The organism is Paenibacillus sp. FSL H7-0940, from assembly GCF_037979415.1.
Taxonomy (GTDB): domain Bacteria; phylum Bacillota; class Bacilli; order Paenibacillales; family Paenibacillaceae; genus Paenibacillus; species Paenibacillus amylolyticus.
Genome location: NZ_CP150280.1, coordinates 2377492 through 2391561, shown reverse-complemented (window position 1 = coordinate 2391561; position 14070 = coordinate 2377492). Strand labels below are relative to the sequence as shown.

Genomic DNA, 14070 nt, shown 5'->3' with positions numbered 1-14070 from the left:
TATCCCTTAGGATACTATGGGAAGGCGTTTTACATATGTTTCGATCCCCAATCACCTAGCTGAAACAAGATCGAAGTCAGGCTTTGTCCTTTTTCTGTAAGGGAATATTCGACTTTAGGCGGAACTACAGGGTGGGTAACACGGTTTATCAAACCAGCTTCTTCAAGTTCTCGTAATTGCCTGGTTAATGTGCGATGCGTAATGGGGTCCAGCATTTTCTGTAATTCATTGAATCGAATTGTTGAATGGCGGATGAGCCGATTTATAATTAATAACTTCCATTTCCCACCAATCATATTGACTGCAAACTCAACAGGACAACGGTCCTCCACAGATTCTATATTCATGTTTATGTATCCCTCCCAAAAACATCAACTCATGTTTCATGTTTCGTTCATTTTATCGAATTTATAAAGGGGTGTATATTTTACAGCGCATTCAGGATATGAACCATGCCCAGGACACAAAAAAGATGCCCCTAGTGTAGCTCGAGGGACACCTTATATAATAGAAATTATTGTTCAACTCAGACAGAATGAAAAAAAGCATTGAACGTGAAAAAAAGCCATGATATAATCTATAGCACACTTGACATTTCGATTAAATAAAAAGGGTGAATCATTATTTCTCCTAATTTAATTTTACATCCGACATTCCGATTTGTCAATGCTCTTTTTTTTTGGCCCTAATAAATGGAAAAGGGAGTGGACTCATTCATGGATAAAACAGTGGAATGGAAGTTGGAAGAGGAAAGACTAGTGCAGGTGAGGAACAAGCTTCAGGCACGACTCGACGAGTTAGAACCGAAGGTTGCCGGACTGCATGAACAGGCTGCCGAAATTCGTAAACGGTTCTGGGAAGAAGTGACGATTAATAACGGTTCGTACACGGATTTTGAAGATGCATTCTATACCATTAATCAGCAGTCGAGAGTGTTGGCGGAGAGGGAGCGCGGGCACAAGCTGTTAACACAACAATGGAAAAATACAAAGAGACTGCTTCCAACGCCGTATTTTGGCCGTTTCGACTATAAGGAAAAAGGCATGACATTGACTGAACAGATCTACATCGGCGTATCATCCTTCATGGATGAAGATGGTTTGAACTTTCTAATCTATGACTGGCGTACGCCAATTGCGAGTCTGTACTATGATCACTCTCCCGGGCCAGCAAGTTATGACACACCTTCAGGACGAATCGAAGGAAAGATGGAGCTCAAGCGTCAATTCCAGATTCAACATGGGCAACTTCATAGCATGTTTGATTCAACTGAGACGATTGGTGACGAATTGTTGCAGCAAGTGCTCGCCAAGGGTGCAGACTCACAAATGAAGAGTATTGTAGCAACTATCCAGAAGGAACAAAACGCCATCATCCGTGATGACCGAAGCCGAATGCTTATCGTTCAGGGGGCAGCTGGCAGTGGCAAGACGTCGGCTGCGTTACAGCGAGTCGCTTACTTACTATATAAACACCGCCAGACAGTTAAAGCAGATCAGATTGTACTTTTCTCGCCGAATCCGATGTTTACCAGTTATATCTCGACTGTGCTCCCGGAACTTGGGGAAGAGAATATGCAGCAGACGACTTTCCAGGAATATCTGAATTATTGGCTGGATTCCTCCATCCAACCAGAGGATGCCTTTGATCAGATTGAATATGTGCTGACAGCTCAGAATGATCCGGGATATGAAGCTCGTATGGAGGCGATCAAGTACAAAGCTTCCGAGACATTCCTGCAAGTGCTCCAAAACTACGGTAAGTGGTTAGGAAGAGAGGGGATGCGGTTTAACGGCATTCAATTTCGGGGACGTGAATTCATCAGTTCAGACCAAATCAAGACTCAATTCTACAGTTTGGATCAAAATCTTACCTTGTCCAACCGCATTCTTCTTTTGCAGGAATGGTTGCTGAGAGAACTCGTTTCGCTGGAACGTCTGGAACGGGAAGCAGACTGGGTTCAGGAGGAGTTGAATTATCTGGACACAGATGATTATATGGAAGCTTTCCGCATGTTGCACAAAGAAAAGCCTGTGTTTGATGTGGCGGAAAAATATGCAGCCCGTGAGAACGGAAATAACAAGGCAGTGCAAGATGAGGGTGCCTTTAACTTTGGAGTGCGGGAAGAGGAGTTGCTTCGTCAGAAATTGGTGAAAGACATGTTTAAACCTTTAAGAAAGAGTGTGCGGAAATTTCAGTTCGTGGATGTGAAAGGGATATACGAACAACTATTTGTAGATGAGACCGCTTATCGGGAACAAACGAATGGGGCAATCCCCCCACAGCACTGGCCTGAGATTTGTAAACAGACCAAGGCAATGATCCTTCAGAACAAGCTGTTCCATGAGGATGCTACTCCGTATTTATATGTAAAAGAGATGATCGAAGGCGTCCGGACGAACACAGAGATTCGTTATGTCTTTGTCGATGAAGGCCAGGATTATTCGGCGTTTCAATACGAATATCTCAAGAAACTGTTTCCTCGTTCCCGCATGACGGTGCTGGGGGATTTCGGGCAAGCGATCTTTATGCAGGCTACGGATTTGGCAGCATCCAACTCGCCACTGGTTCACCTATATGGAGAAGGCGAAACTACTTTGATACGGCTCGTACGCAGTTATCGTTCAACCAAAGAGATTGTTGAATTCACGAGACAGATGTTACCAGGGGGAGAAGAGATTAGACCGTTTGAAAGGGGAGATCAGAAGCCTCTTTTAACAGGATTGAAGGACGAAAAGATGCGTGGTGCGCAGATTCTCGCAGACATCGCCGCGCTTAAGGCGGAGGGGTTTGATTCCATCGCTGTGATTACAAAGACCGCGGCTGAAAGCCGTGACGCCTATGAAAGGTTGCAAAGTCAAGGCGGCGAAGGGTTGCAGCTCATAACAAAGGACACACAGATTTTCGAAAAAGGAATCATGGTTATTCCTGTGTATCTCGCCAAAGGCGTTGAGTTCGATGCTGTCCTGGTCTATGATGCTTCACCCGTTGCTTACAGCCAGGAATATGATCGCAAGCTTCTGTATACGGCCTGCACACGGGCCATGCACCGACTTCATCTATATACAGTGAGTGACTGGTCACCATTTGTGCAGGCGTTACCTGCGAATTTATATGACATAAGAACGTAATTCATAAGTAAAGTAAATCCGTTCTCAATGAAGGACCAAAGAAAGATGCTCGGAGCCTTATTTCAAAGGTTATCGGGCATCTTCTTTTACTAAAGACATGAATCATAAAAGTTATTCTTTACTGATCGTTCCCGATGTGATAGATTGATATTGGGAGTTATGAGAATGATCATTCCCATAACAGCTCGAAAATGAATACATTCTCAATGAGAGGGAGTAATAATAAATGAATATTTCCAAACAAGTTGCTATTGTAAGTGGGGCTAATCGAGGGTTGGGCAAGGAGCTTGCTCTTGAACTGCTGGCGAGGGGAACCAAAGTGTATGCTGGGGCACGAAACCCTGAATCCATTGATCTGCCCGGGGCTATTCCACTACAACTCGATATTACGGATCCACAATCTGTCATGGCTGCAGCTGAGATAGCTAGTGATGTAACCCTTCTAATCAATAATGCCGGTTCCGCTACGGGTGCTTCTCTGCTCACGGGTGAGCTGAACGATATTCACTTGGAATTCAATACACATGTATTCGGTACGCTTTCAATGATTCGTGCGTTTGCACCGGTAATAGAGAAGAATGGGGGAGGTTCGATACTGAATATCCTGTCTGCTCTATCTTGGCTCAGCCTTGGTAATTCAGGTGCATATTCAGCTGCAAAATCCGCTCAGTGGGGAATTACGAATGCATTACGTCTGGAATTAGCCCCTAAGAACGTTAGTGTTGCCGGATTGCACGTGGCGTTCATGGATACGGATATGACTGCAGGTATCGACGCACCAAAAACGAACCCAACGGATATTGCCAAAATTGCAATAGATTCCATCGAAGCGGATCTCTACGAGATTATTGCTGATGATACTAGTCGGAATGTACAACAGGGTCTTGCTGGTGGTGTTGCTGCCCTTTACCCGCAATTGTTTCAAAAATAGAGAAGTGTAGATGCATTTTCACGCTATAAATAAAACAACCCCCACCAGATCTGGTGGGGGTTGAGTACGTCATGAATAATCCAATTCTATGCCTTGAGAACCGTGAGAATATAAGGTTTAACCTTTAACTGCACCGGCAGTAAGGCCGCTGACGATATATTTTTGCCCGAATAGATACAGGATGAATACAGGCAGGGAAGTAAGCACGAGATTGGCGAAGATCAGGTTCCAGTCCCGGCTATATTTGCCGTAGAAATTGTAGATCGATAGTGGCATCGTCCAGGTGGAACTGTCTGTCAGGAAGTATACCGGAATTGTAATGTCATTCCAGACGGACATGAACACCATGATCGCTACCGTTGCGTTAACGGGCAGGATGAGCGGTGTGACGATGCGGAAGAACACCCCGAACACACTTGCTCCTTCCAGAAATGCCACTTCGTCCAGCGCTCGTGGAATGGTTTTGATGAATCCACTATACAAGAATACACTGAAGGCTGTATTTAACGCGGCGTAGATCAGGATGACACTTGTGATGCTGCCGTAGAATCCCAATCCCTGTACAACCCGTATGGTCGTAATAATCGACATTGGCGCAATCAGTCCCATGAAGAAATACATGTAGATCGTGCCGGATAGTTTGGTTTCCCGACGTGCCAGAATGAATGCCGCTGCCGAAGAGGCAACGATATTAATGATGGAAGATACGCCAGTAATCAAAATGCTGTTGAAGAACGCTCGCGACAGTCCGCCTTCCTGGAAGACACGAACATAGTTCGAGAACTGCCATGTTTCCGGAAAACTCAGGGAGAAACTAAGCACTTCGGCACTGGTTTTGAATGAACCAAAGATCAGAATGACAAGCGGCAACAGAACGATAAGAGAGGCCAGAATCAGGAAACCTTCCACGATATAGTTGCGGATGGCGAGTTTGCGTGTATAGCCCATGTTATTCCGTAACCTCCTTACGCCGCATGAAGATCAATAGCGGTATAGCAATAATGGTAACGACCACGAAGAGAAGTGTGTTGACCGCGGTACCAAGTCCCCAGTTGCCTTCGCCGAAAGATCGCAGAATGATCGTACCTACGACCTGGGAAGCGTTACCCGGGCCACCACCGGTCATGACATATACTTCGGAGAATACTTTGAGTCCACCGATCAATGTCAACATCAAGTTAATGTTAATTGCGGGCAGCAAGAGTGGTAGTGTGATCTTGAAAAAACTTCTCCACGAACTTGCGCCATCAATCTTGGCTGCTTCGTAATACTCTTGAGAAATGGACTGCAGGCCCGCCAGATAGATGGCCATCTGGAACCCGGCACTCTGCCAGATCGAGACGATGGCAATCGTCCAGATCACAATCGATGGGTTGGTCAGCCAAGCTTGGCTTAACGAATGTAATCCTACAGATTCCAACAAATTGTTGATTGTACCTTCGGTACGCAACATGGGAGTGAACAGAATGCTGATCACAAGGATGCTGAGAATGGAAGGGGAGTAGAAGATCGCGCGTAGCAGGTTCTTTGTTCTTAGTCGCATGTTAAGTCCTACGGCCAGCAATAGACCGATGACATTTTTGCCAACGACGGTGACGATTGCAAATATTGCCGTGTTTTTCAGCGCCAGAATAAGCGTTTTGTCTGAGAAAATTTTCTTGAAATTATCCCACCCGATGAACTTCAGCTCCAGCCGATCCAGCCGCCAATCCGTGAACGAATAATAGAAAGCGGCGAGAGCAGGCACAACAAAAAAGATGGAGTAGATAATCAGTGCGGGAAATATCATGTAATACGAGTACAGATTTTTAGTCCTTTTCATGTCTCACACTCCGTTATAGCCAGGCAGCATAACGGTCGATCCTGTTATGCTGCCTTATATTTCACTCTTTAGAAACCTTCTACACCTTTATCCTGCATCAGCTGACTGAACTTCTCATCCCAGGATTTCAGTACTTCTTCCGGTGACAAACCACCCGCGAATTGATCCTGTAACAACCGATACAGTTCGCTGCGATCAACCAGCATGTATGCATCCGTTGTCAGCACGGTTTTCTTCGGCGTAATATAATTGTCTACAATATCCTGTTTGTAGGCTGGAAGTTCCGGTGTAGTAACGTCACTGAAATTGGATACGTATCCTTTGGAGTCCACGATCTGTTGTGCGACATCCTTGGAAGCGATATAGTCCAGGAACTGTTTGGCTTCATCCAGATGTTTGGATTTCTTCGGAATGAACAGTTGTCCGCCCAGTGGACTTGCACCCAGACTGGCATTATCCAACGATGGAATCGGGAATACGCCCAGTTCCATATTGGGATCTTGCTCGGCCACGCCTTCGATTAACCAATCGCCCATAAACATCATGGCTACTTCCTTGTTCAGGAATTTACCTACGGCCATGTCATAGCTGTCGCTAAGTACATCCGTGTTGGTGTAACCTTTGGTGTAAATTTCATATTGTTGTTCCAGGAATGTTTTGAATTCCGGGATATCAGACCATTTTTTCTTATTGCTGTTCAGCTCATCAAAAAAAGTTGGTTCATTTTTGGCTACAAAATCGGCAAAAGCTGCAGCAGGCCAGATGTTGGCAGCCCAGGCATCTTTGTAAGGCATGAATACAGGCGTAATGCCACTTGCTTTAATTTTTTCACAGATCGCCAGGAATTCTTCGTAGTTAGTTGGAATCGACAACCCGAGTTCTTCAAAGATTTGTTTGTTATAAACGACCCCTTGCATCCCCGTATCTTGGCTGACATGGAAGCTGTAGAGATGGCCACCAGAAGAGAGGACGTCTTTGTTCACAATTCTGCTCGCCCAAGGCTCGTTATCCAGAATCTCGAAGTTACGTTCAAGGTTCAAATCCGTGACTGCGCTCGCCAGATTGTACTGAATAATATCAGGCGTTTCATCTACAGCCAGCTTGGTTTGCAGTACAGTTGTTGTTTGTTCCGCTGGAATCAGCTGCAAATTGACACGAATGTTTGTTTGTTTTTCGAATGCATCAAGAATGTCCTGCTGGATGAAAGCAGAGTCCTGGGAACTTTTAGAGATTGCCAGCTCCAATGTGACTTTGCCACTCTTGCTGTCCCCGCCGGCAACTGTGCCGGAATCCGTACCCCCTGATCCACAAGCCGTTAACGAGACCGATAATAAACTGGCCAGAATAATAGAAAACGCCTTTTTTCTTTTTATTGTTTTCAATGCAAATCCCCCTCTGAAACATTTAGTGAATCCGTTTACAAGTCCGATTATAGATTCTTTTCTCGCCCCGGTACATGTCTGTGCTTGAACGTTGATGTGTAAAATCCTGAACTTGAAATCGCTATCATTTCATGAAATACCGTGATAGAGTAGACAGGAATATAAGGGATTTCACATCATGTCAGAACAGGAGGGCATCTCTGAGAATGGCAAAGCTCATACATAAAGCAACTCAATTCAGTTTGCAGACAAAGGTGTTTCTGACATTTCTGGCTCTGCTTTTGTTTGTGCTGGGCTGTTTTATCGTGTATGTAAATGTGATCGTTGTCCGCCCGCTCAAACTGAAAACAGAGCAGGATACGCTCGTTACAGCTACGAAGGTAAGAGAGCAGGTTGACCTTTACGTAGAACAGCAGAACCAAATGTCACAGCGAATATTGTCCAGCAAAAATATATTTGCAGCCATGGACAAGAGTTCCTCTGCGCATAGTAATTATGAAAGGCTGAAACAGATTCGGATCATCAAAGACATTATGTTTCAGGCCATTGGGCCGAGTATGAATATCAAGGACATGTCTATCTACGACAATCACGGGGTTCTCCTGACATCATATCTGGGTTCGGGCAATCCTCCCGCAATCCTGAACACCATGATGGAGAGTAGTCAGGTCGGACGAGATTGGACGGAAAGTGGTTTTGTTCTGCTGCGTCAAGACGATACGATCTCCTTTGTGCGCACGATCAATGATCAGAACGGCAAGGTGTACGGTTATCTTAGCATCCAGATGGAACAGGCCTATATACAGAACCTAACGGAGGGCATTACCGCTGGCGATGTCTATATTCTGAATACACAAGGGGAGCAGATGACGGGCTCGGAAGCGGGTGTGACATTTGCCAATTGGACAAAGCCTTCATCAGACGAGGGACTGGATGTGGACAAAGACGACAATTATATCACGCATTCCACTTCACCCAGTACAGGTTGGATCACGTATATCATAACGCCAAAAAAATCTGTTCTGGGTTCGATCCATTCGGTTCAGACGATGTCCATTCTGCTGATTACAGCACTGATGCTGGTTTCATTTGTGTATATCTTCTTGTCGACACGTAACCTGCTGCTGCCTATCCGCAAGCTACGCGGTCAGATCTGGCGCATGAACTACAGCAATATGAATCTGAAAGTGGATGAAACGCCGAAGAACAACGATCTGTTATTGCTAAATGAAGCCTTTCAGGATCTGATGGAGAGGCTGCAGCAATCGATTGACCGGGAAAAATCGGCGCTTCATGAAGAAGTAAAGGCGCGTAATTCGGCGCTGCAAGCCCAGATCGCACCTCATTTTATTCATAATGTCTTATACCTGATCAGTATTGCCGCCCAAGAGGGCAAGACCAAAGTTGTATCGGATATGTGCAAACATCTTTCGGACAGTCTGCGTTATATTGTCTCTTCACCATACGCGCATGTGACTTTGGCTGAGGAGCTTCAACATACGAGACATTATCTGTCCCTTGTACAACAAAAGTACGAAGAGGATCTGGAGTGGGACATCCGTGCAGACGAGCTGGCGAACGAAATCCGATTGCCACGGTTGGTCATTCAGCCGTTTGTGGAAAACTGCATTGAACATGCCTTTGCCAACACCGTGCCGCCTTGGCGTATCCAGATTACCGTGAAGCAATATAACGGATTATGGGCTTTGGAGATCAAAGATAACGGAGAAGGCTTTCCACCGGATAAGATCCAGGAGATTTTAGCCAATATTCAGGCATCGGGTTCCGGAATGAACCAGACTACCGATCGTGCCACAGCCCTTGGTAACATGGGGATTATCAATAGTGTCAATCGACTCAAACTAATGTATAACAACCGGCTTTTTATTAATATATTTAACAATCATGCGGAAGAGCAACATGGAGCAACGATTCAAATCATCGGCTCACTGACGAGAGATTTTTACTAGCGAGGAGGCATAGATGATGTATAACGTTATGATCGTTGAGGATAGCAAACCGATATTACGTAATATTAAAATACTCTTGGAGACGCTGAGCTTCCCGATTCGTGTAGCGGCTACGGCAACGAATGGAGAAGAAGCCTTGGCAGCGTTAAAGCAGGAACCGATTGATCTGCTGTTGACCGATATACGAATGCCGAAAATGGATGGGCTGTCTCTGATTGAGCAAGCCAAAATTGCCAACCCGGATCTGAAGGTCATCTTGATTAGCGGTTATAGCGATTTTGAATACACAAGAAAAGCATTGAACCTGCAAGTGTTTGACTATTTGTTAAAACCCGTCGAGCGAGAGGCGCTTGAAGAAGTCATGGGTCGGGTAATTGACCAACTTGATCAACAGATGTCCAAGGAACTGCTGGATTTGCAGGAAATCATTCATCCCCAATGTGAGACTACGCCCAAACAAGGGGAGGAGTTTCCGCCTTTATTCAGCCAGATGATGATCATTATGAGCAAACAGCCTTTTACCGCAGGGCATGAACGATGGGTGCAGGTGGAACTTGAGGGTTTAGTTCAGGATTTTTTTGCATTCCATCCTTGTCGTGTGTACATCAGTCAAACCCCATATCAATTTATCGCTTTTGTCAACAAGAGTGCACTTGAGGTGTACTCTTCCGTACATGAATGTCTTGAATCGTTGCGACGGCATTTGGTTGCGCATGACATCGATGCAATCATTGGAGGACAACTTCTATTCGCTGAGTCTGGTAATCTGCCGGAGCTCTATCACCGCATGTCTTCCATTTTGTCTGAGCAGCAACGGTTGAAACAAGGAATAGTGTTGGATACCGGGAATCCGGTGTCGATGGCCAGATCGGAGACAGGCTGTCTGGATCCGGTGCAGGAATCTGCTTTTGTACAGATGATACAGGCTCGGCAGAAAGAGCGGTTTGCTTTTAAGTTATCCGAATTGCTGAATCGATGGGCAGAGGAAAATGTACATATGACCGAGGTGGAGCGGTTTATCGGATTGATTGTAGACACGTTTGCTCATCTGTACGAGGAACAGGGGTCGGGCATGAGATTGGGTCTGGAGCTTCGGTCAAGACAATTCGCCCAGGCACAGTCCTATGCCGATTTTTGCCGGGAACTGGCGGAATGGACGGGACAGTGCTTCGATATGCTGCAATCCCACGTTCGAAAAAGCAAGGCGATCCTGTTCGAACAGATTGACGATTACGTAAAACTAAATAAATACTCTCAATTATCTATCAACGACATTGCCATGAAGTTTCACGTTAGCCCGTCGTATGTCAGCAGAGTGATCAAAAATGCAACACAAATTACGTTTGTCCAGTATTACACCCGGCTTCGCATTCAGGAGGCCTGCAGACTGATGGAAAGTCAACCCGACATGAAGTTTAAGGAGGTTTCCGATGTACTGTCGTTTAGCGACCAGCACTATTTCTCGAAGGTGTTCAAAGAGTATACGGGGCTAAGTCCTACGGATTATAAACAACAGATGTCTGGTATAAAGACCCAATCATAGTTAACAAACCCTTTTTATTTATGTTATAATACTAAACAAATACGGCTTGTTACTGAATTCATTCAGGCAATACCTATGTATATACATGCTCAAAGTTTCTTTGGGTGTGCATATATATGGGTTTTTTTGCGTTTACTGGCCGATTAGTTCTACCAAAAATGAATAAAGAGAGGAAGATTGAACTTGAAAAAGGAAAGTGAAAAAAGGTCATTTTATAAGAAAGGAGGAGCCGTTTTACGATTAATGAGTACTCGACTCATTGCAGCTTTCCTTGCGGTACTTATTATCCCCACTGCACTTATCGGATACTTTTCATATGATAGTGCCAAAGATCAGGTACAACAAAAAATGACGGATCCCATCAACACCATTTTAACCATGACAGGGCAGCATATTAACAATCTGGTGGGGGAAAAAGCAGCATTATTGAGTTACATAGACAGTATGTATGGCACCACCCCCAGTCAGACGAACAACGAAGCAGTACAAGTAGGAATCGACCAGTTAGCTGATACATATCCTGATATTCTTGCCATAACCGTGGGCAACGACCAAGGCGGTGTTATATCATCTCCAGCAATAGAGGATGCAACATACGATCCACGCAGCACAGAATGGTATGCCAATGGTGAAAGTAACAATGGAGCACTCTATTTTTCGAGTATTATGAATGATCCGGCATCCGGGAAGATTTATGTAGAGATTTCAAAAGCTCTGTCAAATGAACAAGGTGTAGCAAGTATTAAACTTGATCTGGAGCCATTAGCAAAAGCGTTATCATATGTTGATGTAGGAGGCAATGGAAGTCTGATTGTAGTGGACTCCAATCGAACGATTGCGGCTTGGTCCGGTGCGATTGCAAAAGGTGGAGGAGGAGAGCTCGGCGGAGCACTTATTGAGGGAATTCCAGTCCATCCTAATACGGCTTCAAGTTCCGATGAACCGATGGCATTTTCTCAATTTGTCAGAACGGATCTGGCGTATGATCTGGAGGTATATAACGGTGTTAATGCTTTGACGGGTTGGAATGTCATTGCTTTGATGGGCCATGAAGATTTTATCGCCGCAGCGAAACCGATTATGGTATCGAGTCTAACGGTCATTGTTATATCTGTATTGATTGCCGGTGTAATTATTTTCTTCATTCTGAGATCTTTTATTGTACCTATGCAAAAACTGCGAAAGGCAACTCGCAGCGTAAGCGAAGGGAATCTGTCTGAACGAGTGAATCTTAAAACCGAAAACGAATTTGGTATATTGGCAAATGATTTTGATCAAATGACCAGTTCCCTTCAATCGGTGGTTGCTGAACTTCATCAGACATCATCGTTGTTAAGCCACTCTTCACAAATGATTCAGGAGAGCACAGAACAAACGACTCAATCGGTTCAACATGTGGCTGAAACCATGCAACAGACTGCCGAATCAGCTATCGTTGGGGCGGAGAATTCGGAACAAACCGCGAATGCCGTAGAAGAGATGGCGAGAGGCATCAGTACAATTGCAGAATCTGCGAGCGCGATTGTGGATTCGGCTGAAGAGACGGAGCGCGCTGTTGCTAATGGTGGGAAAACCATAAACCAGGTCGGAGAACAAATGGAACATATTCTCGGAGCTGTTGAAGAAACCTCGGCATTGATTAATGAGCTGTCCAGTCTATCCGCCGAAGCCAATCGAATGAATGAAGCAATTGCGGATATCTCTCGGCAAACCAATCTTCTATCACTGAATGCCTCTATTGAAGCATCAAGAGCAGGAGAACACGGTAAAGGTTTTGCTGTCGTTGCTGGAGAGGTACGAACGTTATCGATGCAATCCAAACAAAGTGCGGACGAGATTGGCGCTACCATTGGCAAAATGCTTGATCTGATTGCCAAATCCACGTCTCTTATGAATGATAAAGTTCGTAATCAAGTCGGTGAAGGAATGCGGATCAGCCAAGAAGCTTCAGCAACCATATCGAACATTGAACAGTATACAACACATATCGTGGATCAAATTCAGGATATTTCCGCTGTCTCAGAACAGTTGTCAGCCAGTACAGAAGAAGTCTCGGCTACCGTTGCCGCGATGAGTCATATCTCTAAAGTGTCGGCTGACAGTGCTCAGACAACTTCAGCAGCAGCCCAAGAGCAAATGGCGGCGATGCAGGAGATATCAGCATCATCTGCACAGCTATCCAAAACAGCTGAGAACATGCAAGAATTGGTTCGCCGCTTTAAGCTTTAGAGTAGAAGTAAGTAAATGTGTAAAGAAATATGTAAAGAGATATGTAAAGCACCAGGCGCTCCCCCAATGGAGCGCCTTTTTGCATGTAGTAAGATTAGTAAGAATGTGACACCTCATCCCCGAACATATCCTTTTGATTCTTTTTTCGGAAACTTCGTGGTGATTCACCAACCGTTTTGGTAAATAAAATCGTAAAGTAATTGGGGTTATCGTAACCGACCAGTTTGGCGATTTCCCATATTTTTTTGTTGGTTGAGACTAATAATCGGGTGGCTTCACCCATTCTTCGTTGAATCAGGTAATGATAAGGAGAAGTGCCAAAGTGATTTTTATACATATGAATTAAGTAATAAAAATCGATATGAAATTGATCTGCCAATTCTTTGAGTTTAATGTTCTGCCGATAGTTGGTATCCAAATAGTCTTTAATGCTCTCAGCAAGGGTGTTGCTCCCAACGCTCTCCCCACTAGGAAGCTGTTGACGGGACTGCCGATCGATGATCAGAAGTATTGCTTTCAGGACATGCCCAGAGATCGACTCGTATCCATGTTCCCGGATTGAAAATTCATTGAAGAGAGTCTGCATTAACGAATGGAGCTCATCGGAATATCGGTTGGCTCGAATGATCGGATTGTTAGAGGGAGGGATGACCCAATCCTCAAGGGTCTGGGTGCCTTCTGCAAAACGAAAGCCGCAATAAAAGGTGGATAACGGGAATTCAGGATTGGACTTCTCCTCGTGAAGAGTACCCTTGTTATAAATGAGCATGTCCCCTTTTTGGGCCCAGTGTTTGGTACCGTCAATGGTGAACAATCCTTTGCCTTCAGTTACGTAGATAATCTCATGCAGATCGTCATGTTTATGCGTCGGAAAACTCCAATGGGGATTGTCGGCCAGTTTTCCTACATAAATAATGGTGCAATCTCGATTTGGATGCCGTTGGCCGAATTCGTGGTGTGTATTCATCTATGTCTTCCCTTCAGAATCAGTAATGAAAGTCTGTATTGAAATGACAACATATATAATGTTTTGCAATAAAACCACAACAACCTTGATTGTCG

Annotated in this window: 10 protein-coding genes; 5 read left to right on the top strand and 5 right to left on the bottom strand. The window is 44.8% G+C overall.

The window, feature by feature from the left end; all coding sequences use genetic code 11:
- Positions 1-29: 29 nt before the first annotated feature.
- Positions 30-347 (bottom strand): helix-turn-helix domain-containing protein, encoded by a 318-nt coding sequence (locus MHB71_RS10470; protein ID WP_074095024.1) that lies wholly within the window; start codon positions 345-347, stop codon positions 30-32.
- Between the two features lie 369 nt (positions 348-716).
- On the opposite strand from MHB71_RS10470, the gene helD reads away from it, so the two are divergent.
- Positions 717-3131: an RNA polymerase recycling motor HelD gene (gene helD / locus MHB71_RS10465; protein WP_340029518.1), complete on the top strand. Its 2415-nt coding sequence runs from the start codon at positions 717-719 to the stop codon at positions 3129-3131.
- Positions 3132-3357: 226 nt separating this feature from the next.
- On the top strand, positions 3358-4062 hold the full coding sequence (locus tag MHB71_RS10460) for an SDR family oxidoreductase (RefSeq protein WP_340029516.1): 705 nt from the start codon (positions 3358-3360) through the stop codon (positions 4060-4062).
- A 117-nt stretch (positions 4063-4179) separates the two neighbouring features.
- On the opposite strand, the gene MHB71_RS10455 is transcribed toward MHB71_RS10460, so the two are convergent.
- The 3 genes from MHB71_RS10455 to MHB71_RS10445 form a co-directional block, all read right to left on the bottom strand.
- Entirely contained in the window at positions 4180-5010 is an 831-nt protein-coding gene (locus tag MHB71_RS10455) for a carbohydrate ABC transporter permease (RefSeq protein ID WP_017688542.1), read from the bottom strand.
- 1 nt (position 5011) lies between these two features.
- The gene (locus MHB71_RS10450; protein WP_036616033.1) at positions 5012-5884 is read right to left on the bottom strand and encodes a sugar ABC transporter permease; all 873 of its coding nucleotides are present in this window, start codon (positions 5882-5884) and stop codon (positions 5012-5014) included.
- 68 nt (positions 5885-5952) lie between these two features.
- Positions 5953-7266: an ABC transporter substrate-binding protein gene (locus tag MHB71_RS10445; protein WP_340029514.1), complete on the bottom strand. Its 1314-nt coding sequence runs from the start codon at positions 7264-7266 to the stop codon at positions 5953-5955.
- Between the two features lie 206 nt (positions 7267-7472).
- Here MHB71_RS10445 and MHB71_RS10440 point away from each other — a divergent pair, with 206 nt between their 5' ends.
- The 3 genes from MHB71_RS10440 (at position 7473) to MHB71_RS10430 (ending at position 13008) form a co-directional block, all read left to right on the top strand.
- A complete protein-coding gene (locus MHB71_RS10440; protein WP_340029513.1) occupies positions 7473-9236 on the top strand; it encodes a histidine kinase in 1764 nt (587 codons plus the stop codon).
- 13 nt (positions 9237-9249) lie between these two features.
- Positions 9250-10779, top strand: coding sequence for a response regulator (locus MHB71_RS10435; RefSeq protein WP_340029512.1), 1530 nt, complete (start codon positions 9250-9252; stop codon positions 10777-10779).
- Positions 10780-11022: 243 nt separating this feature from the next.
- The gene (locus MHB71_RS10430; protein ID WP_340029511.1) at positions 11023-13008 is read left to right on the top strand and encodes a methyl-accepting chemotaxis protein; all 1986 of its coding nucleotides are present in this window, start codon (positions 11023-11025) and stop codon (positions 13006-13008) included.
- 94 nt (positions 13009-13102) lie between these two features.
- Here MHB71_RS10430 and MHB71_RS10425 read toward each other — a convergent pair whose 3' ends face one another.
- Entirely contained in the window at positions 13103-13975 is an 873-nt protein-coding gene (locus tag MHB71_RS10425) for an AraC family transcriptional regulator (RefSeq protein ID WP_340029510.1), read from the bottom strand.
- Between the last annotated feature and the right edge of the window lie 95 nt (positions 13976-14070).